20 protein-coding genes are annotated in these 23,610 nt (G+C 54.5%); 6 read left to right on the forward strand and 14 right to left on the reverse strand.

The features are described from left to right. Positions 1-7: 7 nt before the first annotated feature. Genes ACMYSL_RS21720 through ACMYSL_RS21730 form a run of 3 tightly spaced genes read right to left on the reverse strand, consistent with a single transcriptional unit; the run spans position 8 to position 3,757 of the window. The gene (locus ACMYSL_RS21720; protein ID WP_434659920.1) at positions 8-811 is read right to left on the reverse strand and encodes a DUF2877 domain-containing protein; all 804 of its coding nucleotides are present in this window, start codon (positions 809-811) and stop codon (positions 8-10) included. Between the two features lie 9 nt (positions 812-820). Further along, entirely contained in the window at positions 821-2,080 is a 1,260-nt protein-coding gene (locus ACMYSL_RS21725; protein WP_434659921.1) for a DUF1116 domain-containing protein, read from the reverse strand. Positions 2,081-2,089: 9 nt separating this feature from the next. Beyond that, positions 2,090-3,757 (reverse strand): acyl-CoA synthetase FdrA, encoded by a 1,668-nt coding sequence (locus tag ACMYSL_RS21730; protein ID WP_434659922.1) that lies wholly within the window; start codon positions 3,755-3,757, stop codon positions 2,090-2,092. 315 nt (positions 3,758-4,072) lie between these two features. On the opposite strand from ACMYSL_RS21730, the gene allD reads away from it, so the two are divergent. From allD to allE, 3 genes are read left to right on the forward strand one after another with little or no spacing between them, the layout of a single operon-like run. Then, on the forward strand, positions 4,073-5,122 hold the full coding sequence (gene allD / locus ACMYSL_RS21735; protein WP_182236900.1) for an ureidoglycolate dehydrogenase: 1,050 nt from the start codon (positions 4,073-4,075) through the stop codon (positions 5,120-5,122). A 21-nt stretch (positions 5,123-5,143) separates the two neighbouring features. Next, positions 5,144-6,379, forward strand: coding sequence for an allantoate deiminase (gene allC, locus ACMYSL_RS21740; protein ID WP_434659923.1), 1,236 nt, complete (start codon positions 5,144-5,146; stop codon positions 6,377-6,379). Positions 6,380-6,389: 10 nt separating this feature from the next. Then, complete coding sequence (allE, locus tag ACMYSL_RS21745) at positions 6,390-7,172, forward strand: (S)-ureidoglycine aminohydrolase (protein ID WP_434659924.1); 783 nt, start codon at positions 6,390-6,392, stop codon at positions 7,170-7,172. Between the two features lie 313 nt (positions 7,173-7,485). Here the strand turns inward: allE and glxK are convergent, their stop codons facing one another. From glxK to allA, 10 genes are all read right to left on the reverse strand, one after another. Next, positions 7,486-8,631, reverse strand: coding sequence for a glycerate 3-kinase (glxK, locus tag ACMYSL_RS21750; protein ID WP_434659925.1), 1,146 nt, complete (start codon positions 8,629-8,631; stop codon positions 7,486-7,488). 22 nt (positions 8,632-8,653) lie between these two features. After that, complete coding sequence (locus tag ACMYSL_RS21755) at positions 8,654-9,961, reverse strand: uracil/xanthine transporter (protein ID WP_434659926.1); 1,308 nt, start codon at positions 9,959-9,961, stop codon at positions 8,654-8,656. Positions 9,962-10,145: 184 nt separating this feature from the next. Further along, positions 10,146-11,507 (reverse strand): allantoinase AllB, encoded by a 1,362-nt coding sequence (gene allB, locus ACMYSL_RS21760; protein WP_434659927.1) that lies wholly within the window; start codon positions 11,505-11,507, stop codon positions 10,146-10,148. A 131-nt stretch (positions 11,508-11,638) separates the two neighbouring features. Next, the gene (locus ACMYSL_RS21765) at positions 11,639-13,093 is read right to left on the reverse strand and encodes an allantoin transporter (protein WP_434659928.1); all 1,455 of its coding nucleotides are present in this window, start codon (positions 13,091-13,093) and stop codon (positions 11,639-11,641) included. Positions 13,094-13,181: 88 nt separating this feature from the next. Beyond that, positions 13,182-14,435, reverse strand: coding sequence for an MFS transporter (locus tag ACMYSL_RS21770; RefSeq protein ID WP_304256698.1), 1,254 nt, complete (start codon positions 14,433-14,435; stop codon positions 13,182-13,184). 52 nt (positions 14,436-14,487) lie between these two features. Beyond that, on the reverse strand, positions 14,488-15,366 hold the full coding sequence (gene glxR / locus ACMYSL_RS21775) for a 2-hydroxy-3-oxopropionate reductase (protein WP_434659929.1): 879 nt from the start codon (positions 15,364-15,366) through the stop codon (positions 14,488-14,490). A 97-nt stretch (positions 15,367-15,463) separates the two neighbouring features. Then, a complete protein-coding gene (gene hyi / locus ACMYSL_RS21780; RefSeq protein ID WP_434659930.1) occupies positions 15,464-16,240 on the reverse strand; it encodes a hydroxypyruvate isomerase in 777 nt (258 codons plus the stop codon). Positions 16,241-16,253: 13 nt separating this feature from the next. Further along, a complete protein-coding gene (gene gcl / locus ACMYSL_RS21785) occupies positions 16,254-18,035 on the reverse strand; it encodes a glyoxylate carboligase (protein ID WP_434659931.1) in 1,782 nt (593 codons plus the stop codon). A gap of 87 nt (positions 18,036-18,122) precedes the next feature. Continuing rightward, on the reverse strand, positions 18,123-18,941 hold the full coding sequence (allR, locus tag ACMYSL_RS21790; protein WP_181483249.1) for an HTH-type transcriptional repressor AllR: 819 nt from the start codon (positions 18,939-18,941) through the stop codon (positions 18,123-18,125). A gap of 91 nt (positions 18,942-19,032) precedes the next feature. Further along, on the reverse strand, positions 19,033-19,515 hold the full coding sequence (gene allA / locus ACMYSL_RS21795) for an ureidoglycolate lyase (protein ID WP_110273115.1): 483 nt from the start codon (positions 19,513-19,515) through the stop codon (positions 19,033-19,035). 211 nt (positions 19,516-19,726) lie between these two features. Here allA and allS point away from each other — a divergent pair, with 211 nt between their 5' ends. Together allS and mnmH are read left to right on the forward strand one after the other, a co-directional pair. After that, positions 19,727-20,650, forward strand: coding sequence for an HTH-type transcriptional activator AllS (allS, locus tag ACMYSL_RS21800; RefSeq protein ID WP_434659932.1), 924 nt, complete (start codon positions 19,727-19,729; stop codon positions 20,648-20,650). 87 nt (positions 20,651-20,737) lie between these two features. After that, positions 20,738-21,817, forward strand: coding sequence for a tRNA 2-selenouridine(34) synthase MnmH (gene mnmH / locus ACMYSL_RS21805; protein WP_434664203.1), 1,080 nt, complete (start codon positions 20,738-20,740; stop codon positions 21,815-21,817). A 107-nt stretch (positions 21,818-21,924) separates the two neighbouring features. Here the strand turns inward: mnmH and ACMYSL_RS21810 are convergent, their stop codons facing one another. Beyond that, positions 21,925-23,070 carry a porin gene (locus ACMYSL_RS21810; RefSeq protein WP_182236876.1) on the reverse strand — a complete coding sequence of 382 codons (1,146 nt, stop codon included), beginning with the start codon at positions 23,068-23,070 and terminating at the stop codon, positions 21,925-21,927. 208 nt (positions 23,071-23,278) lie between these two features. On the opposite strand from ACMYSL_RS21810, the gene ACMYSL_RS21815 reads away from it, so the two are divergent. Beyond that, positions 23,279-23,584, forward strand: a complete 306-nt coding sequence (locus tag ACMYSL_RS21815) for a monooxygenase (RefSeq protein WP_110273111.1) — start codon at positions 23,279-23,281, stop codon at positions 23,582-23,584. Positions 23,585-23,610 lie beyond the last annotated feature (26 nt).

Genomic DNA, 23,610 nt, shown 5'->3' on the forward strand with positions numbered 1-23,610 from the left:
AAAGTCCTTAGATAATGTGTTGCGCCAACCAGAATCCCAGCAGGGTATCCGCGCCGGAGGTGTGGCCCATCGCCAGCAGAGCCTCGACGGCGGGTTCAATGCGGCGTCGGCGTTGAAGAGCATGCGCGAAATGCATCAGCGGCGAGGCAAAACGACCCTCGCTGGCGTAGCGTAAATAGTTGACGCTCACCTGGGTCGTCGTCGCATACAGATCGCCGGAAGCACGAAAAAACGTGCGTCCGCCATGGCGCGACATCTGCCCCGCGCACCACGACGCCAGCATCATGCCAATTAGCATGTCGTCCAGGCTCGGCGTCAGGCCCGGCCCCTTTCCCAACCACAATCGCCAGTCGACGGCGCTCCCGGTCAGGGCGGAGGCAAAACAGTGGCGCAGCTGACGCAGCTCAGGGTGCTGCGGTAGACGGGTCGCCTGCGACAGCGGCCCGAACAGCCCGGTCTCTTCCGGGCGATCTACCAGCGCTTTCGGCAAGTGAGCACCATCGGGCTGAGAGCGAGGACGCAGAGAGCAGCGCCGGCGCGGCGGCGACAGCAAAAGGCTATCGACCTGAATGCCGTTATCCCGCGCGAGCGGCAGCGCCCCCGCCCGCAGCGCCGCGTGTAAGCGGATAAAATCGCGATGGCGTAATACCCATCCGCCAGGGCTCACCCCCTGCCCCTGATGATGAAGCGTCAGCAGCGCGCCGCCTTCAACATAGAGATTGAGAGTGCGTTGCCAGAGGCCGCCGGTTCGCCAGGGCTGGCGATGATCCGGCGCATCGACGCTGCCTATCAACGGACGAATAGTCTCCATCGCGCCTCCTCAGCTCACGCCCAGCTCGTCCGCCAGCGCTTCCAGCGCCAATTCGAAACAGGCCAACGGCGCTCTGACGGTCCCGGCGCCAATCTGGCCGATCCCCGCCTCTTTGTGGGCGATGCCGGTGTTGATCAGCGGAGTAATGCCGGTTTCTACCACCCGACGAATATCGAGCCCCAGGCAAGCGCCCTGGAAATCCCAGCCTGGAATTTGCAGCTGCATATTGCGCTCCAGGAAGATTTCCGCCATCTCCTCGGAAACGGATTTCGCCGCTTCCATGCCGCCCGCGCCGACAAAACGCGTCACGCCTGGGGCCGCGATCATTGCCGCACCACCGATACCGAAGGTTTCGGTAATCGCGCTATCGCCCATATCCGGGTTGGCCTGCTCCTGAGAAAAACCGGTGAAAAATAGCCCCTGCGGCGTATTGACCGGCGCGGTAAACCAACGGTCACCCAGCCCGCTGACGCGGATACCGAACATATCGCCGTTGCGGGTCATCGCGGTGACGATACTGCCCGCACGAATTTGCGCCCCGCTATCCATCGCCGCTTTGCAGTAGGCCATCGCCAGGTTAAGGAAGAACTGATCGGTAATGGCGAGGAAGTCCATCACTTCCGCAATCTGCTGTTTATCGTGGTTGAGGCGCGTCAGGTGCGGCGCCAGCGTGCGCATCAGCAGCGCGGAGGTGGCGATGTTGCGCTGGTGGAACTCATCGCCCATGGTGATGCCCTGCGCCATCATCGCGGTCAGGTCGATCCCGCGCTCCATCTGTTTCAGCGCCGCGCTCAGAACCGGCATCAGCACATCGCGCATCCAGCGCAGGCGCTGCTGGACGTCTTCGCCGTAAGCGCCGAAACGCATCACCTTGCCAATCCCTTCATTCAGGTTGCAATACGCGCGGTTGCCCTCGGCGATGTTCTCCACCACCAGCATCGGCATATTTGGCGAAGTAATGCCGCCCATCGGCCCCACGGCGTTAACGTGGTGGCAGGGAATAAAGGTAATCTCGCCGCTTTCCAGCATCGCATGGGCCGTTTTTTCATCCTGCGCCCAACCTTCGAATAAGCATGCGCCGATACACGCCCCTTTCATCGGGCCGGTCATCTCCTGCCAGCGCATCGGCGGCCCGGCGTGGAGCAACGTTTTGTTCTGATTCAGCGCCCCGATTAAAGAACCCGCTGGCTTCACATCCAGCCAGTGCGGACGTGCATTACGAATTCGTTCTATTACTGCGTCATTGGCCTGCGCCACAGATGTAAACATAGAGACCTCTTATTGCAAACGTTCTAATAAACGAGCCAGTTTCTTATTCCCCCCGGCGATCGGTGCCCACTGATAGTGGACAACCGGCGTTCCGGCGGACTGTAAATCGAGCGCGAAGCTGCGCAGGCCAGCGTTGATCACCGCCACGCCGTCCAGCAGGGTGGCGCGCGGGGCCAGTTCGGCCATCCGTTGCGGGCTAATCAGCGCGCTGGCGAGCAGGGTGGCTTCGGGAAGGCTATCGACCACCACAATCCCCGCATCTTCAAGAGCGGCTATCTGGCGGGAACGACACTGCGGGTCGGTTTCGGTGCCGGTCACCGTGGCGATGATATGCAGCGGATGGCGCTCGTCTCTGACGGCCCACGCCCGCAGGCAGGCTTCCACCAGCGATTCGGCGGGATCGGCGGTCGCGCCGTAGCCAATCACCACGTCCAGCAGCAGTACGCCCACCTGCGTTTGCTCGCCCAGTTCGGCAATCAACTGATTACGCAGCGAAGGGTCGATCATCGGATGCGGGCGGCCAACGGTGTAAAAATCATCGCCGAGGTCGACGATCTGGTGGCCCTGCGCATTGAGCATCATGCCCTGCGGATGATGTTCGTCAGGCGTGATACCCAGCCGTTCAGCGAGCAGCCCGGCGGATTCCGCGGCCAACGTGCCGCCGGTGTACAAACCGCGAATCTGTTTTCCCGCCACGGCGGTCAGGGTTTCCTGATGACGTACCACCCGCGCCAGCAGGCAGGCCAGGCGTCCGGCCTCATCCAGCGTGCGGGCAAACCAGACGTTCTCATCGCGGGTAGCTTTCGGCGCATAGCCGAGAAACAGCGCCACCACCGGCTTGGCGCTGCGCTTCATGGCGCTAATCATCTTCTGGCGCACCGCCTCGGCGGGTGGCTTCGAGACAAAGGCCAGCACCTGGCTTTGCCCGTCCTGGGTCAGCATTTCCAGCGCCGTCTGTGCGCTGATGCCGCCCACTTCAGCGCTGAGATCTCGTCCGCCGAGACCAATCGCATGGCTGATCCCTTCCCCGCCGAGAACAATTTGCGAGACCAGTTCCTGAATGCCGGTACCGGACGCGCCAATCACGCCGATATTGCCGTCCGGCGTGACGTTGGCGAAAGCCAGCGGGGTTCCGGCGATCATGGCGGTGCCGCAGTCCGGCCCCATCACCAGCAACCCTTTATCACGAGCACGTTTTTTGAGGGCGATTTCGTCCTCCAGCGTGACGTTGTCGGAGAAAATCATCACGTTTTTCTCACTGCTGAGCGCCTGGTGGGCTAACTCCGCAGCATACTCTCCGGCGACGGAAATCAAGGTCATATTGGCCTGCGGCAGCTTTTGCGTGGCACTTTGCCAGCGACGAACCACGCTGAGGCTTTGGCTTTGCCCACTCCCCTGCGCCAACGCGGTTAACGCTTCATCCAGACGGGCGACAATCATTTCCGTTACCGCCATATCGGCGCAATCGGTGCGGATCGCCACGCAAATATCGTTCGGCGTCGCCGTGGCAAAATCGTCGTGCCAGAAACCGGTGGTTTCCAGCAGCGATTTATTGGCCGGTGTTCCCATCATGACCGAAACATCGTCGACATTTTCTGACTCACTCAGTTTTCTTGAAATAATCATTAAACTGACCGAATCCTGAAAACAGCCCTTTTTAATAAAGGCATGGATCATAATAACTCCCCAATAATTGCACCCATTGCAATTGAATGAGCATGGTTAATCTGCAATCAGGCTAGCGATATAAAATTATTGGTGGCGTGACCAATATCACATGGAAATTATTACACGACGCTTTCAAATAAACCCCTGGACATTAGTGCGTAATTTTCAATGAATAGATTAACCGGGTCCCTTCTGATAAACCGACGGTGATTATCAAATAAAATCTAACTAACTATTTTTACCCGTACAGATCACAATTTAAGTTTATTTTCCCCGTATTTTAGTCGTCAGTCAGGCTCTACACCGTCGTTAAAAGGAAGACAGATGAAAGTCAGTCGGGAAACACTTCATCAGCTTATTGCCAATAAGCTGAACACAGCAGGGCTTACTCATCATCACGCGGATATTATTGCCGACGTGCTGGTTTATGCCGATGCCAGGGGAATTCATTCGCACGGCGCGGTTCGCGTTGAATATTATGCGGAGCGTATTTCAAAAGGCGGAACCAATCGTAACCCCACCTTCACCTTTGAAAAGAGCGGCCCCTGCAGCGGGATTTTGCATGCCGATAACGCCGCCGGTCAGGTTGCCGCCAAAATGGGTATGGAACAGGCGATAGAAATCGCCCGGGAAAACGGCGTGGCCGTGGTCGGAATTCGGCGCATGGGGCATAGCGGCGCGATCTCTTACTTCGCACAGCAGGCGGCCCGCGCCGGGTTTATTGGGCTTTCGCTGTGTCAGTCAGACCCGATGGTGGTCCCTTTTGGCGGTGCGGAAATCTATTACGGCACCAATCCGCTAGCCTTTGCCGCACCCGGCGAGGGCGACGATATTATCACCTTCGATATGGCCACTACCGTGCAGGCCTGGGGGAAAATTCTCGACGCCCGCTCGCGTCATGAAACCATCCCCGATAGCTGGGCGGTGGATAAAAACGGCGCGCCGACCAGCGACCCGTTTGCCGTTCATGCCCTGCTGCCGGCTGCGGGACCGAAAGGCTACGGCCTGATGATGATGATCGATGTGCTCTCCGGCATTTTGCTCAACCTTCCCTTTGGCCGTCAGGTCAGCTCAATGTATGACAACCTGAGCCAGGGACGCGAACTCGGCCAGCTGCATATCGTTATCAACCCGGAATTTTTCTCCTCCAGCGCGTTATTCCGCCAGCATATCAGCGACACCATGCGCGAATTAAACGCCATTACGCCAGCCCCCGGATTTAACCAGGTTTATTACCCGGGGCAGAACCTGGATATCAACGAGAAAAACAGCGCCGTCGACGGTATCGATATCGTTGATGAGATTTATGACTATCTGGTTTCGGACGCTTTATATAACCGCTCTTATGAAACCAATTCCCCTTTTGCTCAATAAATTAAGATACAGGAGTTGCGTATGGCTAATTATTTTCGACAGGCAATTGAAGAGACGTTGCCGTGGCTTTCCTCTTTCGGCGCTGACCCAACCGGGGGCATAACCCGCCTGCTCTACTCGCCGGAATGGCTACAGGCACAGCAGGCGTTCAAACAAAAGATGAGCGAAAGCGGGCTGGAGACGCGCTTTGATGAGGTCGGCAACTTGTATGGCCGCCTGCCCGGTACGCGCTTTCCCGACGAAGTTATCCTTAGCGGCTCGCATATTGATAGCGTGGTCAACGGCGGTAATCTTGACGGCCAGTTCGGCGCGCTGGCGGCGTGGCTGGCGGTACGCTGGCTGAAGGAGACCTACGGCGCGCCGCTGCGTACCGTCGAAGTGCTGGCGTTAGCGGAAGAAGAAGGCAGCCGCTTCCCTTATGTGTTCTGGGGCAGCAAAAATATCGTCGGCATCGCCAACCCAGCGGACGTTCGCGATATCAAAGATACCAAAGGCGTGGCTTTTGTTGATGCCATGAAGCAATGCGGTTTCACGCTACCCGCCGCGCCGCTGGCTCCGCGCCGCGATATTAAGGCCTTCGTTGAACTGCATATCGAACAGGGCCGCGTACTGGAAACCAACAAGCAGTCCATCGGCGTGGTCAACGCCATCGTCGGACAGCGCCGTTATACCATCACACTTAACGGCGAATCCAACCATGCGGGCACCACCCCAATGGGCTACCGCCGCGATACCGTCCACGCCTTCAGCCGCATCTGCTGTGAATCTATCGCCAAGGCGAAAGCCCACGGCGACCCGCTGGTTCTGACCTTCGGTAAGGTCGACCCGCAGCCGAACACCGTCAACGTGGTACCGGGTAAAACGGTCTTTACCATGGACTGCCGCCATACCGATGCGTTTGAATTAACGGCATTTACCGAAGTGATCGAAGCTGATATGCGGCGAATCTGTCAGGAAATGGAGATTGGCATCGAGATCGATCTGTGGATGGATGAAGCCCCGGTACCGATGGACAAAGCGCTGGTCACCCAGCTCACCGCGCTTTGCGAAAAAGAGAAGGTTAATTTCCGCGTGATGCACAGTGGCGCGGGGCACGACGCGCAAATTTTTGCCCCCTGCTTCCCAACCTGCATGATCTTTATGCCGAGCATAAAGGGTATTAGCCATAACCCAGCGGAAAGCACGCATATCGACGATCTGGCGGAAGGCGTGAAAACCCTCGCATTAATGTTGCATCAACTGGCCTGGACTGAATAAGGAAAAAATAATGGGATATTTAAATAATGTAGTGGGTTATCGCGACGATTTACTGGCCAGCCGTTCCATCGTGCGCCACGGTAATTACGCGCTGCTAACGCCGGATGGCCTGGTCAAAAATATTATTCCGGGATTTGATAACTGCGATGTGACGATTCTGTCGACGCCGAAATTAGGCGCAACCTTTGTTGATTATCTGGTCACGCTGCATGATAACGGCGGCAATCAGAGCGGCTTCGGCGGCGAAGGAATTGAAACCTTCCTGTATGTGATTCAAGGTGAAATCACCGCCCAGGCGCAAGGCAAAACCCTCCCGCTGACCGAGGGCGGCTATTTGTATTGCCCACCGGGCGAGAAAGTGACGTTCGTTAATAAATATGCAGGCGACAGCCAGCTATTCCTTTACAAGCGCCGCTATATTCCGGTTGAAAATCATGCGCCTTATCTGGTCACCGGTAACGTCAGCCAGCTTGAGCGGATTCATTATGAAGGGATGGAAGACGTTATTCTGATCGATTTCCTGCCGAAAGAGCTGGGCTTCGATATGAATATGCACATTCTCTCTTTCGAACCGGGTGCCAGCCACGGTTATATCGAAACCCACGTGCAGGAGCACGGTGCTTATATTCTTTCCGGCCAGGGCGTTTATAACCTCGACAACAACTGGGTACCGGTGAAAAAAGGCGATTATATCTTTATGGGCGCTTATTCACTGCAGGCGGGATATGGCGTCGGGCGCGAGGCGTTTAGCTATATCTACTCGAAAGATTGCCATCGCGACGTTGAGATCTGATGTATACCCTAAATAATTCGAGCTGCAGGAAGGCGGCAAGTGAGCGAATCCCCAGGAGCTTACTCAGGTAAGTGACTGGGGTGAACGAACGCAGCCAACGCACATGCAACTTGAAGTATGACGGGTATATTGCCCGGCGGCGCTTCGCTTGCGCGGGCCTACGGGTAAATCTCGTCGCTTTCCCAGGCCGGGTAAGGCGTCAGCCGCCACCCGGCGAAAGGCAGGCGCAATAGCAAAGATGCATCTGTAGAGTTCACCTTTTTTGTTTAGCTATGTTGGATTTTGCCACGGTGAGAACCGTGGCATTTTTTGTTCAGGCGGGAATGTTCTGGCCAAGCCTGATCGCACAGGCAATATTGCGCGCGCTGGCGTAAAGGTTTTGTTCACCGCGATCCAGCACTTCATCCAGCGGCGCGAGCGCAGGCAAAATACTGAATACCGCATCAATGCCGTGCTGGTGAACCGCTTCGACGCCATCGCCCAACACGCCCGCAATGCCGATAACCGGGATACCGTGCTTTTTGGCAATCCGCGCCACGCCAATCGGTGCTTTACCGCCAACGGTCTGCGAATCAATCCGCCCCTCACCGGTAATCACCAGATCCGCATCGCGCAGCGCCTCCTCCAGATGAACGGCTTCAATAACGATATCGATGCCCGGCTTCAACGCCGCGTTGAGGAACACGCAGGCCGCCACGCCCATCCCCCCAGCCGCGCCGCCGCCGACAATCGTCGTTACATCCTGACCGGTTGCCGCCAGCAGCACCTGAGCATAGTTTTCTAATCCGCGCTCAAGGGCTTCGACCATTCGTGCGCAGGCTCCCTTCTGCGGCCCAAACACCGCCGCCGCGCCGCGTGTGCCAAGTAGCGGGTTATCAACATCGCAAGCGACATCGATCCGGCATTCGCTAAGGCGCGGGTCAAGATCGCGCAAATCTATCTGCACCAGCCGCTCTAATGCGCCACCGCCGAGTCCGACGCTCTCACCGATGTTATCAAGGAAGCGTGCACCCAGCGCCTGAGCCATCCCCATTCCGCCGTCAACCGTGGCGCTGCCGCCAATACCGAGGATAATATGGCGAACCCCAGCGTCCAGCGCGTGGCGAATCAACTCCCCGGTACCGTAACTGGTGGCCCGCATAGGGTTACGCTCCCCAACCGGGACCAGCATTAGCCCGCTGGCTGCCGCCATTTCAATAAATGCGGTTTGACCGTCACCGCTCAGGCCATAGAAGGCTCCAACAAAATCCCCCATCGGCCCCATCACCGGCAGCATCACCATTTTGCCCTCGGTGGCCTCAACCATCGCCTCAACCGTTCCCTCGCCGCCGTCGGCAATCGGCAGGCAGACGTACTCCGCCTGCGGAAAAATAGAGACAAAACCCGCTTTAATCGCCTGGGCGCAGCGGCTGGCGCTGACGCTTTCTTTGAAAGAGTCCGGTGCAATAATAATTTTCATGGTTCATCCTTTATTGATGTCATCATTTAATACGATCCCAGGGAATGAGATTTTCCATAACCACCGCCAGCAGCACGCCAATTAATAAGCCGTTACCCAATAGAGGGCGGATAGTCAGAGGCAGCGTCTGGAGATAGACCGGCGGAAGACCCATTAAAAAAATGCCGACAAATAGCGGCAGAGCCAGCCGGTAGATATTTCGTGCAGTGAAGGTAATTTGCTTGCTGAAAGATAAACTGGAATATAACAACGGCAGATAAGAGACTAGCATCACCGCGCTGCTAATTGGCAGCGGCAGGGTGGTAAAAAAATGGGTCAGCGGCGTAAATAACCCAACCAGCAGACAGCACAGGCAGCCGATAATAAACGGCTGGCGCGAGGTTTCTCCGGTTTGGGTTAATAAACCAATTGATGAGACAAACGGCGAAAACGGCACCACGCTAAGCGGCACCGTAATGAGCGTCATCACTCCAGAAATAATAAAGCTGCGTCGATAACGGGTATTACTGGCTCCCTGTTCAGGGTAAAAAACGTCGGTGCCACGAATGGCCCCGTAGGTGTTGGTGATATTCACCAGCCCCGCCAACAATGCCGTCAGAATGATACCGGGACGTAATTCGCCGCCGTAGCCCAGAGGAAACCATTGCCAATGAATCGGGCCGGATGCCGCCGTGGCGGGCGGAGTACGGAACAGCAGATACCAGCCTGCCCATCCCACCAGCGTCCCCACCAGCAAGGCGTAGCGGGCAATGCCGTCCGGGAGGAAAATAATCATCCCCAGCACCAGGGTCATCACCGCCAGCGCGAGGCCGAATGGTGCCAGCTGAATCGCCACGTTGGCCTGCGTCGAGCTAAAAGGCAGCCCGAGCATGCCTTTGAAAAAGATAGTCGTGAGCTGTGCGCCAAGCAGCAGCATAAAAAAGACCATTACCGTCGGGCTGAAGAGTTTAGCCAGGCGATGGCCGATGCCGCTGACGCCAATGATGATAGTTAACACAGCTGAAAGAAATATGCCGACCGCGAGGCTGGTCGCAATGCTGTCGAACGCGGTGCCGCGCGCGGCTTCGCCGACGGTAACGGTGAGGATGGTGCTCCACCAGAGTCCCGTCGGGCCCTCCATAATGGCGCGCCGGTGACCTGATATCGCCTGCGCCAGGCAGGCCAGACCGGTGGTGATAAAACCATATTGGGTGAGCGTAATCAGCGCGCTGGCCGGAAGCTGAAAAGCGGATTGTAATGTCGGCGGTACCACAACGGTGTTGCAGAAAATAAAGAAGAACCATTGAAATCCCGCCAGGGTGTTTCGTTTAGTTAGCGGAAATACCACCATGATGAAATCCTGAAAAAGCACCTGCCGTAAACAGGTGCTAAATATAGAATGGGGCGAGGAACGGTCCCCTCTCCCTTTTTGGGGAGAGGGTTAGGATGAGGGGAAATATGCCCACAAATGCCCTCACCCCGGCCCTCTCCCAAAGGGAGAGGGAGAAAACCATCCCCAGCTGTTTATTCGCCCATTACTGCTGATGCTTGAGGATAAATTTCCCTTTCGGCGCGTGCGGGAAGCCCTGCTCGATGTCATAAATTACATCGCCGCGCAGGATGGTTTTGGTGATACGCGCGCCAATCTTACGCCCCACGTACGGGCTGACTTTATGGCGATACTCAAGGTCTTCCGCCTGCAGAACGTAGCTGCTGTTCGGCTGAATAAACACCAGGTCGGCATCTTTGCCCGGAGCAATACGACCTTTATGCTTAAGGCCGAAAATATCGGCAGCGTTAGTCGCCATCAGGCGAGCAAACTGCGGCAGAGGCATGCCGCGTTTCTGCACCGCTTCGTCGAACATCACGTCCATGCAGCTTTGCAGACCGGCAATACCGCCCCAGGCCTGCATGATGTTGCCAGCCTTCATTTCCGGCGGGCACGGAGAGTGGTCGGAGACCAGGCAGTCGATTTCGCCGTTAAACAGCTTCTCCCACAAGCCTTTCTGGTTTTCCGCATCGCGAATCGGCGGAGAGCACTTCGCCAGGGTGCCAATCTCTTCGAACTGATCGGTATCCAGTACAAAGTAGTGTGGGCAGGATTCACAGGTGACGTCCTGGCCTTCCTGACGGGCGCGCGTCACTTCGGCAACCCCTTCCGGGCTGCTAACGTGGCACACGTGCAGGCGGCAACCGGCGACTTTCGCCAGGTACAGAATGCGGCGAATAGCTTCTACTTCAGTAAATACCGGACGCGACGCGACGTAATCATGGGCAGTCACGCGGCCTTCCCTTTTCGCCTCTTCGCCCAATTCATCGCAGATCAGCGCGTTTTCGCAGTGCACCAGCACGGTTTGCTTCATCTCGGCCAGCTTTTGCACGCCTTTGAAGAACTGCCAGTCGTTAACATCGCGGAAGTCATTGTCTATTCCACGGTCGCCGCAGGTGGCGACGAAGCATTTGAAGCCGACCACACCCACTTCATCCAGCTCGTGCAGACGATCCAGATTGTAGGAAACCAGGCCGCCAAGCTGCGCGGCGTCAATGGTCAGCTTGCCCTTCGCGGCGTCAAATTTCAGCTCGATAGTTTCACGATCGACGGTAGCTGGCAGCTGGTTCAACGGCATTTCAATCATCGTGGTGATGCCGCCTTTTGCCGCCGCGCGAGTGCCGGTCTCGTAACCTTCCCAATGGGTACGGCCCGGTTCAGAAATATGCGTATGCGCATCGACCATCCCCGGCGAAACGATCAGGCCCGAAGCATCCATCACCTGCTTTGCTTCGCCAAGATTTTCACCGATAGCGGCGATTTTGCCGTCGGTAACCGCGATATCCACCACCCGAGATTCGTTTTCCAGAATAACGGTGCCGTTTTTAATGATTAAATCAAAAGACATATAAAACTCCTTGTATGTGTACAGACGAGTTACCCGCCATACTTCTGCTTGCATCCACGCAGGTTGCAATGCGAATGGCTTTGGGTATTAATTCTTCATCCATGAAATAAATCTTCCTGGTAATAATAAAATCAGTTAGCCACACCCGGGCGCGAAACATTATTCGGCAGCGTCCGTTTTTTCAGTAATGAGTACGCCGCAAAGGCGACAATAACGCCAACAAACCATGACACTCGTGAGAATGGCTCCAGTAGCGGAATAAACTTCCCACCCAGCGACAAAATAACCGCCACAATCGTGACAATAAATGCAGTAACGTTAAAGCCATTATCAAAATATTTATAATCACCGGGCGCGGTATACAGCTCATCAAGATTAATTTGCCCGCGCATCACGACAAAATAGTGCGCCATCATCACCCCAATAACCGGGCCAAGCATGCCGCCGATAATATCAAGGAAGAGATAAATGCTGTCCTGGTTTTCCATTAATTTCCATGGGCAGATCAGCAGACTAATAATACTGGCGATGAGCACGCCGTTTTTATACGTCAGTTTACTTGGGGCAATCGCTGCGATTTGATAACCCGCCGGAATAATATTACCGGTGGCGTTGGTCGAAATCGTGGTCATTAATATCACCAGTACCGCAAAGAATGAGGCAAACAGGCTGTCCCATTTCTGCACAATATCCAACACGTTCCAGGTATCCATGCCGTAATGGATACTGGCTCCGGCGATAATGCACACCCCGGCGACTGCAAACAGAATATAAGCCACCACTAAGCCAAGCGTTTGGCCAAGAGCCTGATCGCGAAACGAGCGCGCGTTCTGGGTAAAGTCCGACGCGCTCACCGCTGGAGCCGCCCATACGGCGACGACCGCGTTAATCACCACCAGGAACAAGAAGCCAGTATGTTCCGCTTTTGCCACCCCGGTCGGCAGGTAGTCGAGGATCGGACCGATCCCTACCAACGAGATAGCCCAGATTGCCATGCCGCCGAAAACAATATAGATACAGGGATTCAGTATCGCGGTGAATTTATTGAGAACTTTTCCGCCACCAAAACCAATACCAACGTTAATCAACCAGAAAACCAGAAAGGCGATCAGCCCCGGTAGCGACAGCCCCAGCAGCTTGAAATCACCGCCGAGCGTCAGAAACGACGGCCACAGTTTTCCTAATAAGATCAGAAAGGCCAGCGATCCTGCGTAGCATTGCAAGCCAAACCACATAATCGCCGCAATGCCGCCTCTGAGCAGTCCGGGTAATAATGCCCCGCGCACGCCATAAGAGGCTCTTAATATCATGGCAAACGGTACGCCATATTTACTCCCGGCGGCACCATTAAACACCATCACCAGCGCAATAATAAATGCACTTAATATTATCGCCATCATAATACTAAACGTTGACAGACCAAGAATAAAAAACCCGCCAACCATCACATAATTAGGTACGTTGTGTACGGAGCCCATCCATAATGTAAAGTAGTTAAATGTTTTCCAGTTACGCTGCGATTCTACTTTTGGTAACAGATCGTCGCTGTAACCTCTGGCTTTATATAGATCTTGAGTTTGTTCCATAATTCCCTCTTAATACGCATCGGATTACGTTTGTAAATAGGTTTAGCTATGTGGAACAAAAAACTTATTATTATGATTATTATTTTTATTATACTGGGATTGTCTTAGGCTGTATTTTGTTCTTACGCAAAGTAATCAGCGCAAACACTAATGTTCCGGTGATAACTAACCCGGCAGACATCACAAAACTAATTTCTTTTGATCCAGTCAGGTCGGAAATAAAACCGGTGAGCGTCGGTGCAACCACTGCTGAGCTCATACCAAAGAAATTAAATAAGCTGAAGGCGCGACCTAATGTTTTCGCTGACGCCTGTTCGGAGACAAACGAGATCAGAATCGGGTCAACGGCCATTTTGCCCAGCAGGCCGTAAAGCACCAGGCTAATCATCAGCATGGTGGTATTCGGCGACAGAACGGTAAACATCAGCATTGCTGCAGCGACGATCTCCAGCCCGAGGATCACTTTAACTTTACTGTCGCGGAATTTATCCGAGAGATGACTAAAGAACAGCGCGCCCGGAACCCCGACCACCGCCACCAGCGCTGAAGCAAGACCAATGGCGCCGCCGTCAAACCCGCGTTCGGTTTGCAGATAAGAAGGCAGCCAGGTGACGATCAGATAATAGCCGTAGCAGGTGCAAAAATAGAGAAAGTAGACGCTGCATAGCAGCGGGGAAAACAGCGGTGCTGATTTATCCTCAACGGGTGCTGACGCCACGGCGCTATTTTTATTGACCTCTGCGGCTGGCTCTTTCAGCTTGCGACGAATCACCAGGGTAAAGACGCAGAGCATCACCACCAGAATCGCGGCGACGATAAACAACACGTTTTGCCAGGCCATATGCATACTTTTGACCAGGATGCTCGAGCCAATCAGGCCAATCCCCATCCCAATGGCGGAGCCGCTGTTGATGATGGCGTTAGCCAGCGCCCGGCGCTCCTGCGGTACGTTAGCTGACGACAGCGAATAGGCAGAGCTAAAGAAGGAAGCGCAGCCCGCACCGGCCAGCAACGAACCAATATAAATTAGCGTCAGATTTCCTGCATTAGCGATGCTCAGCGTGCCGATAATGAACAGTGAGAAACCACACATCAGCATAATTTTCTGGCCCAGCTTATCAACCAGAATTCCACAGGGAATTTGCATTCCGCAGTAGGCCAGAAAATAGAAGCTGGCAATTGCGCCAATTTCAGCATTGCTGACGTTGCCCAGCGAGGCCTGAATTTCAGGGTAAATAGGCGTTAATACGGTTCGGTAAATCCATATCGCTACCCAACCCAGACTCATTACCACGACTATTTTCTTCCAATAGTCGATACCCGTTTTATTGTTAGTATCCATAAACTCACCACAGAGGTTTAGAAATGCTGCCTGAACCGGCAGCATTTTCTTATTAAGATATTTTATGATTTGCCATTAATTCCAGGGCCTGAACTAAAGACGAGTGATCTAATTCACTACCACCGTTTGCGGCACAGGTGTTAAATAGCTCCTGACAGGTTGCGGTATTCGGTAAATTAATCGCCAGCGCTTTCGCACTTTGCAGTGCAAGGTTAAGGTCCTTCTGGTGCAGCGAAATTTTAAAGCCCGGATTAAATGTCCGATTCAGCATTCTTTCGCCATGCACTTCCAGAATGCGCGAAGACGCGAAGCCGCCCATCAGAGCCTGACGTACGCGAGCGGGATCGGCACCGGCTTTCGAAGCAAAAACCAGCGCTTCAGAGACCGCTTCGATATTCAGCGCCACGATAATCTGATTGGCGACTTTACAGGTTTGCCCGTCACCATTGCCGCCAACGAGGGTGATATTTTTCCCCAAAATATCGAACAGCGGCTTCACGCGATTAAACACGCTTTCTTCACCGCCAACCATAATCGAGAGCGTGCCTTCGCGCGCGCCGATTTCGCCGCCGGAAACCGGCGCATCCAGATAATCCGCGCCTGAATCCCGAATCTGCTGCGCAAAGCGTTTGGTTTCAATCGGTGAGATAGAGCTCATATCAACAAGCGTTTTTCCCTTCAGCGCCGCTTTGGCGCAGCCGTGTTCACCAAACAGCACTTCGGCAACCTGCGGGGTATCCGGGACCATAATAAAAATAATCTCAGATTGCTCCGCGACCTGCTCTGCGGTGGCCAGATGCTGTGCGCCCTGCAAAAGCAGCTCGTCGGCAACCGGGCCAATGGTGGTGACATGCAGAGCGTGGCCTGCTTTAGCGAGGCGAATCGCCATCGGGGTGCCCATAATACCCAGACCAATAAATCCCAGTTTCATAAGTGTCCTCTTAGAATTTCTGTTTCGATTTATTTGGGCAATAGTTATCCCTTCCTGGAAATGGAATAATAAATACTGCCCAAAGATAAATTAAGAATTAACGGTAGTGATTAAACCATGTCAGTCCCGCTTCAGTGGTGCTCAACGGTTTATATTCACAGCCGACCCAGCCGTCATAATTAGATTTATCGATAAATTTAAAAAGATAATCATAATTAATTTCACCGGTTCCCGGCTCGCCGCGGTTTGGGTTATCGGCAATCTGTAAATGGCCAATACGATTGGCATAAGTTTGCATCGTATGGGTTAATTCCCCTTCCATGCGCTGCATATGGTAAATATCGTACTGGATTTTCAGATTATCGCTGCCCACTTCATCAATCAGCGCCAGCGCCTGATGAGTCGTATTCAAATAAAAACCCGGCATATCGAAATAATTAATCGGCTCAATCAGCAGAAGGATGCCTTCCTGGGCCAGCGCAGCGGCGGCAAAGCGTAAATTCGCCACCAGCGTCGCGCGAATGTGCTCTTCGCGATAGCCCATCGGCGTTTTACCGACCAGACAGTTGATTTTGCGATTGCCCAGCGCTTTGGCGTAGCGGATAGCGGCATCAACGCCTTCGCGAAATTCCGCTTCGCGGCCGGGAATACAGGCAATGCCGCGCTCCCCTGCCGCCCAGTCGCCAGCGGGTAGGTTATGTAAGGTATGCTCCAGCTGGTTGTCGCTCAGCTTTTGCTTTAATACCTCGGGCGCATAGTCATACGGGAACATAAATTCAACGGCGCGAAAACCGCAGGCTGCCGCTTTCTCAAAGCGGTCCAAAAAATCATATTCCAGAAATAACATTGATAGGTTGGCAGAAAAGCGCAACATAGGTTCACCTCATTTATTCATATTTCATAAAGCAGGTTTCGGTCGGCGCATCGATGGCGCTGTCGGCAACGTCTTCGAATTCCATGACGTTATCCAGCTCGCTGCCCATCGAGATATTGGTGACGCGCTCAAGGATCACCTCCACAACGACCGGGACGCGATACTCTTTCATCCACGCTTTCGCCTGTTCAAATGCTGGCGCGATATCTTCAGGTTTGATAACGCGGATCGCTTTACATCCGAGGCCTTCAGCGACCTTCACGTGGTCAACGCCATAACCGTTGACTTCGCTGGAGTTAATATTTTCAAACGCCAACTGGACGCAGTAATCCATGTCAAACGCGCGCTGCGACTGACGAATTAAGCCCAGGTAGGCGTTGTTCACCAGCACGTGAACGTAAGGGATATTGAACTGCGCACCTACCGCCAGCTCTTCAATCATGAACTGGAAGTCGAAGTCGCCGGAGATCGCCACTACGTTGCGTTCAGGATCGGCGGCACACACGCCCAATGCGGCAGGAAGCGTCCAGCCCAGCGGCCCCGCCTGACCACAGTTGATCCAGTGGCGGTCTTTAAATACGTGCAGCATCTGCGCGGCAGCGATTTGCGACAAACCGATAGTGGTGACGTAACACACGTCGCGGCCAAAGGACTTGTTCATCTCTTCGTAGACGCGCTGCGGTTTAACCGGCACGTTATCGAAGTGCGTTTTACGCAGCAGCGTGCGTTTGCGTTGTTGGCACTCATCTACCCAGCTCTCACGGCGCGGCAGGCGGCCCTCTTTTTGCATCTGCTGCGCGATTTCCACCAGTTGGGTTAACGCGGCTTTCGCATCGGAGACAATGCCTAAATCCGGGCACAATACGCGGCCAATCTGCGTGGGTTCGATATCAATGTGGATGATTTTGCGCCCTGCGGTGTACTTCTCTACCGAACCGGTATGGCGGTTAGCAAAGCGGTTACCGATACCGAACACCAGGTCGGAGGCCAGCAGCGTGGCGTTACCGTAGCGATGGGCGGTCTGTAAACCAACCATTCCCGCCATCAGCTCGTGGTCGTCCGGGATACAGCCCCAGCCCATCAGCGTCGGGATCACCGGCACATGAGTGATTTCCGCAAATTGCTGCAACAGCGCCGCGGCGTCGGCGTTAATCACCCCGCCACCGGCGACAATCACCGGGCGCTCCGCCATCAGTAACATCGCCAGCGCACGTTCAATTTGTGGACGCGTGGCAACAGGTTTATAAGCCGGGAGCGGCGAATACAGCTCAGGATCGAACTCGATTTCCGCCACCTGGACATCATAAGGCAGGTCGATCAGCACCGGACCCGGTCTGCCGGAACGCATCAGGTGGAAAGCCTGCTGCAGCACGCCCGGCACCAGCGCCGCTTCGCGCACGGTCACCGCCATCTTGGTGACCGGCTTGGCGATAGACTCAATATCCACCGCCTGGAAATCCTCTTTATGCAGACGAGCGCGCGGTGCCTGACCGGTAATGCACAGAATGGGAATGGAATCGGCGGAGGCAGAGTAAAGGGCAGTAATCATATCCGTACCCGCCGGGCCGGATGTTCCCAGGCATACGCCGATGTTACCGGCAGTGGCGCGCGTATAGCCTTCCGCCATATGCGACGCACCCTCTACGTGGCGAGCCAGGATATGACGAATACCGCCGTGCTTGCGCATCGCTGAGTAGAAAGGGTTAATGGCCGCGCCAGGCACGCCAAATGCGGTGTTAACCCCTTCTTTTTCAAGTATATACATTGCCGCGTCGACGGCTCTCATTATTGCCATTTTCACTACCTCACTATGTTGGAAAAATTTTCCAAATTTGAATACAGCCAAAAAAGTCCCGCTCCTGCGAGCGGGTCGAATCTGCTATCAATCCGCCTGAGTTTTAAGACCCAACGCCGTACTGATATTCCTTGCGGTCTCCCTCACCAGCTCTCCCTGGCTGACAAAGCGGTCCGCAGTGAGTCTGGAAGCGGGCCCGGAAATCGAAATGGCCGCCACTACGCTCCCCACATCATCGTAAACCGCTGAAGCAATACAGTTTAATCCTGTCACGTGCTCCTCCTGGTCGATGCAGTAGCCGCTGACTTTTGCCTCATCCAGATTGCGCTGTAGCGCGGGTAAATCGACAATGGTCGTCGGCGTAAATTGCTGCAACCCGGTCTTCACGATGACATCTATCAGCTCTTCTGCTGACAGCGGATACAGCAGCGCTTTCCCCGCCCCCGACGCGTGCAGCGGCAATCGGCTTCCCAGCGGAGCGCACATCCTGACCATCGATTTGCACTCCTGCTGACCAATCAACACCGCTTCGTTACCGTTGCGAATGGCCACGTTGACCGTCTCACCCGACATCAGCATCAATCGGCGCATAAACGGCCCGCCTACTGATAAAACATCCCGGTTGTGGATATACGCCGAGCCGATGTTAAATGCGCCAAGACCGATGTGCCACCAGCCTAACTGACTGTCCTGATACACAAAATCTGCGCCTTCCAGCACCTTCAGCAGGCGAAAGGTGGTCGATAACGGTAAGTCCAGATTCAGGGAAATATCGCTAACCGACGAACTGCCGCCGCTCTTTTCAAGGTATTGCAGTATCGCGATCCCTCTCTCCAGCGCCTGTGCGCCTTTTTGCGCGGTCGGCTCCTGCTGGCCCGGCCTTCCGCGCCTTCTAACTTCTGTCATACCTCGATTATCTCCGGCTCAAAACCTGAGCATAAATAGTGTGTAAGCGCCCACATGTTATGCAAGATAATCGGTAGCGTCACGTGCAACCTCACGCAAAGCTCAACTCCACGGTCGGGATCTCCACGACATCACAGTTATCTTTTCCACCGCGATCGACAGTTAAAAAATCAGTTTCGGTTTGCCAGGCAAACAGTGGGTGATGCCAGACATTGCGGTGATAATTGACGCCCTGACAGCCGTTAGAGATAAAGGCCCGCAGGGTGTTCATATCCGGCTCATCGCCCCCCGCCGCGACCACCACGACAAAGGCTTCACCATTCATCGGCATAAACGCCTGGGTGCCTAACGGATGGCGTTCCAGTTCGGTAACCACAATCGGCAATACCGCTGGCTGGGCGCGATTAATGCTGATCAGCGTCCGATCCTGCTGGAGCGTCTCGACCTTCGCCAGATCGTGAAAGCGCTGCACTTTGCCATCATTAATATGGAAAAAATCTTGTCCTTGCGTTTCGATAACATCTCCATAGAGGCGGAATGCTTCGCGCGTCAGCGGCAATACTTCAAGCTTCATTGCATTTTCCTTAGTCATTAAAAACTGTTCTACCGTCTTACACATCGCGGGTAATGTCAGTAGCGGTCAATCCAGAGTCATCTAAAAGTGACATCAACTATAAGTTGGAATAATTTTCCAAAACCTGATTTAAGCCACATTATTGAAAAGGATATTATGAAAAAATACTTAAAAATCAGGGGTGAATTATTAAATAACGAGGAAATTGGCGATGCTAGATCCCGAAACACTGCGCACATTTGTGAGCGTCGCGGAGACCGGCAGCTTCTCCAGAGCAGCGGAAAAACTGTACAAAACCACCGCCACCATCAGCTATCGCATTAAGCTGCTGGAAGATAACACCGGCGTGGCGCTCTTTAGTCGTACCACCCGCAGCGTCCTGCTAACCCCGGCGGGAATGCACCTGCTGGCGCAGGCCAGAGAGTGGCTGGGCTGGATTGACAGCATGCCCGGAGAACTGCAGCAGATTAACGACGGCGTTGAGCGCCAGGTCAATATTGTCATCAACAACCTGATGTACGACCCCAGCGCAATTGCGCGGCTGCTCTCCTGGCTCACTCAACGCTACCCCTTTACGCAATTTCATTTTTCACGCCAAATTTATATGGGCGTCTGGGATACGCTTCTTCACGATGATTTCTCGCTGGCGATTGGCGTGACCGGCACCGAACCCTTATCGGAAAATATTGCGGTTAATCCGCTGGGCGAGGTGACCTGGCTGTTCGTGATGTCGCCGCATCACCCACTCAGCCAGCAAACCGATCCTCTATCTGAGGCGCAACTGCGTCGCTATCCGGCGGTGAATATAGAGGACAGCGCCCGCCGGTTGACCAAGCGCGTCGCCTGGCGTCTGCCGGGGCAAAAAGAGATTATCGTTCCGGATATTGAAACCAAAGTCGCGGCGCATATCGCAGGCGTCGGTATTGGTTTTTTACCCGAGCCGCTGTGCCAGCCCCTTATCGCCCGCGGCGAGCTGATTGCCCGACAAATTCCGGCCATGCGCCCGCCCTCGCCTCTCAGTCTCGCCTGGCGTAAAGATCATCCCGGTAAAGCGGTGCAGGATATCGCTTCGCTGTTCAGCCATTCGGCCCCGGAAATTCAGGGATTCCTGACGCTATTCAGCGATACACCGTGAAAAATCAATCCAGCATTCCGCTCACCGCGTACAATAGACGGATTATCGCGTCGAGCGACGCGTCAGGATTGATTAACGGTTTGGATGATGGAATTAGTACCACAGAATATTCGACAGATTCTTGCCAGCGATACGCCGCTGATTGACGTGCGCGCTCCGGTTGAGTTCAGGCAAAGCGCAATGCCTGCGGCAGTCAATTTGCCACTAATGAACGATGACGAACGCGCCGCCGTCGGCACCTGCTACAAGCGCCAGGGCGCGGAAGCCGCGCTCGCACTGGGCCACCAACTGGTGAACGGCGAGGTTCGCGCCAGCCGCCTTGCCACCTGGAAAGAGGCCTGCGCACGCCATCCCGATGGCTACCTGTGCTGTGCCCGCGGCGGCCAGCGTTCGCATATAGTGCAGCAGTGGCTGAAAGAAGCGGGCGTTGATTACCCGCTGATCGTCGGCGGTTATAAAGCACTGCGCCAGGCGGCTATTCAGCTCACCGAAGAGCTGGTGCAGCGCCCTATCGTGCTGATCGGCGGCTGTACCGGTAACGGAAAAACCCAGTTGGTCTGCGCCCAACCTGACGGTATCGATCTCGAGGGCCTCGCTCATCATCGCGGCTCTTCGTTTGGCCGGACTTTGCAGGAGCAACATCAGCAGGCGACCTTTGAAAATCACCTGGCGGTGGCGATGCTTAAAAAGTCCGCGCAGCAGACGCGCTGGGTGCTGGAAGATGAAGGGCATATGATTGGCGCGAATCATCTGCCGGAGTGTATGCGTCTGCGTATGGCGCAGTCGCCGCTGGCGGTGGTGGAGGACCCGTTTGAGATCCGTCTTGAGCGGCTGCGCGAGGAGTATTTCACGCGGATGCATCGTGAGTTTATTGACGCATATGGCGAGGAGCCAGGGTGGCAAGAGTACAGCGAATATCTGCATCATGGTCTGTTCGCCATTCGCCGCCGCCTGGGGTTACAGCGTTTTGCCCAGCTCACCGCTCTGCTTAATGAGGCGCTGGCTGAGCAGCAGCGTACCGGCAGCACCGAAGCGCATTTCAGCTGGCTGGTTCCCCTGCTGAACGAATATTACGATCCGATGTACCGTTATCAACTGGGCAAAAAAGCGGAGAAGATTGTTTTTCGCGGCAGCTGGCAGGAAGTCGCCGCCTGGCTGGCGCGGTAATTGTATTCCTGGAGCCCCGGCTTACGGCGTAAGCGCCTTAGCCGGGCTACCGGTCGGCGTGATTTGTAGCCCCGGTAAGCGCAGCGCCACCGGGGAGCTGCCTCAACTTAGAAGTCGTAGCGCAGACGCACCAGGTTCATATCACCCAGGTTGTCGGTGCTGGACGTGAAGACGTGTTCATAATCAACGCGGAAGCCGTAATCCAGCTGGAAGCTTACGCCGACGCCGTTATCAATGCGCTGGTAGTTGCGGCCATTCACGTACTGCAGGCGGTCGCCCATAAAGTACGGCTGAATAGATTTCAGCGCATACTGACCAATCGGGAATTTATAACCGGCAAAGTACTCAATCCCCCAGGCATCGCCCGCGAAGTAGTTGTGTACATCGGTTTTCTTGGTGGTCAGGAAGTTTTGATACCAACCGCCGCCGAAGGAGAAGGTCCAGTTATCCGGCGTCCAGCTCAGCGCGGTACCGACGATATTCTGGTCGTAAGATTTGCTGTCCGAATTTGACGGGTTACGCATATCGGCGCGGGTATAGTTCCACGCTGTGCCCCAGGTCAGGTCCTTCATGATGTGGTAATCCGCACCGATGGAGCCGCCGCCTTTACGCTTATAGCGCAGACCGTTGCCCGGCAGATATTCGCTGTCTTCAAACAGATAAGAAGCATAGAGATCGACGTCGCCGACGGTTTTCTTATATTTCAGCATATTGCGTGAACGGTAAGATCCATCGTAATCGCCGTTGATCCCGTTGCCCGGAGCCTGACCGACCATGTCGTAATCCCAGATATCGGTTTTCACGCCCACCACATCGTAATAAACGCTGTTCTGCTGACCGTAAGTTAACGTCCCCCAGGTATCGCTTTTCAGGCCGGTGTAGAGCATACGGCGGCTGGTGTCGTTTGCGCCTTCGGCATAGTGGTTATCCCAGTCGAAGAGCGCCGGAATATTGACACCCAGCTCGTAGTAGCTGATCCAGCTAATATCATCAAACAGATAGTAGTCAGCCGCGAAGCGGAAACGGGTGCCGCCGTCGAAACCGTTACGTTTATAAGAGCCTTTATCGCCATCGCCGGACATCATATTGAACTGCGGACGAATACTCCCGCCGACGGTGAAGTTCAGTCGACTTAACGGATCGCCCGCTTGAGGGTCTTGTTTTAATAGCGTAATTTCAGCCTGGGATGCAAAGGAGGTTAACGCCAGGGCTGCGCCGATCGATATCGCCAGCGCTTTGATTTTATGTGCCATACTTTTTCCTTGATTAATAAGCAACCTTATATTTGCCAGTTGAATATTAACTGCGATTTAGCATGCCGTGTTGTTGGTTTTTTAATGTTTTGTGCGGTTAAAAATCAGTGACTTAGCATTTCGTGCCGTTAAAAAATAAGTGGTGATAATTTCACCCTTGTGTCACTAAAATGAAGCATTACCGCTGTACACCATCCAAGGAGGAACTATGTCGAAAAAACTACTGCAGCTGCACTTTGCCTTTAACGGGCCCTTCGGTAGCGAGATGTCCCGTCAGCTTGTGGAGCTGGCCGAGTCAATTAACCAGGAGCCGGGGTTTATCTGGAAGGTTTGGACTGAAAGCGAACAGAATCATGAAGCAGGCGGAATTTATCTTTTCCAGGATGAAGAGACCGCGCTTGCTTACCTCAATAAGCACACCGCGCGCCTGAAGTCTCTGGGGGTGGATGAGGTTATCTGCAAAATCTTCGACGTTAATGAGCCGCTGACTGCGATAAACCACGGTCATCTGTAATTTCGATAATTTAGCAATTGTGCTCG

Source organism: Klebsiella sp. MISC125 (assembly GCF_051131775.1).
Classification (GTDB): Bacteria; Pseudomonadota; Gammaproteobacteria; order Enterobacterales; family Enterobacteriaceae; genus Klebsiella.

What these genes read in the sequence shown, in the direction of transcription:
- ACMYSL_RS21720 (WP_434659920.1), bottom strand. Translation starts at nt 811, where the DNA reads ATGGAGACTATTCGTCCGTTGATAGGCAGCGTCGATGCGCCGGATCAT.
- ACMYSL_RS21725 (WP_434659921.1), bottom strand. Translation starts at nt 2,080, where the DNA reads ATGTTTACATCTGTGGCGCAGGCCAATGACGCAGTAATAGAACGAATT.
- ACMYSL_RS21730 (WP_434659922.1), bottom strand. Translation starts at nt 3,757, where the DNA reads ATGATCCATGCCTTTATTAAAAAGGGCTGTTTTCAGGATTCGGTCAGT.
- allD (WP_182236900.1), top strand. Translation starts at nt 4,073, where the DNA reads ATGAAAGTCAGTCGGGAAACACTTCATCAGCTTATTGCCAATAAGCTG.
- allC (WP_434659923.1), top strand. Translation starts at nt 5,144, where the DNA reads ATGGCTAATTATTTTCGACAGGCAATTGAAGAGACGTTGCCGTGGCTT.
- allE (WP_434659924.1), top strand. Translation starts at nt 6,390, where the DNA reads ATGGGATATTTAAATAATGTAGTGGGTTATCGCGACGATTTACTGGCC.
- glxK (WP_434659925.1), bottom strand. Translation starts at nt 8,631, where the DNA reads ATGAAAATTATTATTGCACCGGACTCTTTCAAAGAAAGCGTCAGCGCC.
- ACMYSL_RS21755 (WP_434659926.1), bottom strand. Translation starts at nt 9,961, where the DNA reads ATGGTGGTATTTCCGCTAACTAAACGAAACACCCTGGCGGGATTTCAA.
- allB (WP_434659927.1), bottom strand. Translation starts at nt 11,507, where the DNA reads ATGTCTTTTGATTTAATCATTAAAAACGGCACCGTTATTCTGGAAAAC.
- ACMYSL_RS21765 (WP_434659928.1), bottom strand. Translation starts at nt 13,093, where the DNA reads ATGGAACAAACTCAAGATCTATATAAAGCCAGAGGTTACAGCGACGAT.
- ACMYSL_RS21770 (WP_304256698.1), bottom strand. Translation starts at nt 14,435, where the DNA reads ATGGATACTAACAATAAAACGGGTATCGACTATTGGAAGAAAATAGTC.
- glxR (WP_434659929.1), bottom strand. Translation starts at nt 15,366, where the DNA reads ATGAAACTGGGATTTATTGGTCTGGGTATTATGGGCACCCCGATGGCG.
- hyi (WP_434659930.1), bottom strand. Translation starts at nt 16,240, where the DNA reads ATGTTGCGCTTTTCTGCCAACCTATCAATGTTATTTCTGGAATATGAT.
- gcl (WP_434659931.1), bottom strand. Translation starts at nt 18,035, where the DNA reads ATGGCAATAATGAGAGCCGTCGACGCGGCAATGTATATACTTGAAAAA.
- allR (WP_181483249.1), bottom strand. Translation starts at nt 18,941, where the DNA reads ATGACAGAAGTTAGAAGGCGCGGAAGGCCGGGCCAGCAGGAGCCGACC.
- allA (WP_110273115.1), bottom strand. Translation starts at nt 19,515, where the DNA reads ATGAAGCTTGAAGTATTGCCGCTGACGCGCGAAGCATTCCGCCTCTAT.
- allS (WP_434659932.1), top strand. Translation starts at nt 19,727, where the DNA reads ATGCTAGATCCCGAAACACTGCGCACATTTGTGAGCGTCGCGGAGACC.
- mnmH (WP_434664203.1), top strand. Translation starts at nt 20,738, where the DNA reads ATGGAATTAGTACCACAGAATATTCGACAGATTCTTGCCAGCGATACG.
- ACMYSL_RS21810 (WP_182236876.1), bottom strand. Translation starts at nt 23,070, where the DNA reads ATGGCACATAAAATCAAAGCGCTGGCGATATCGATCGGCGCAGCCCTG.
- ACMYSL_RS21815 (WP_110273111.1), top strand. Translation starts at nt 23,279, where the DNA reads ATGTCGAAAAAACTACTGCAGCTGCACTTTGCCTTTAACGGGCCCTTC.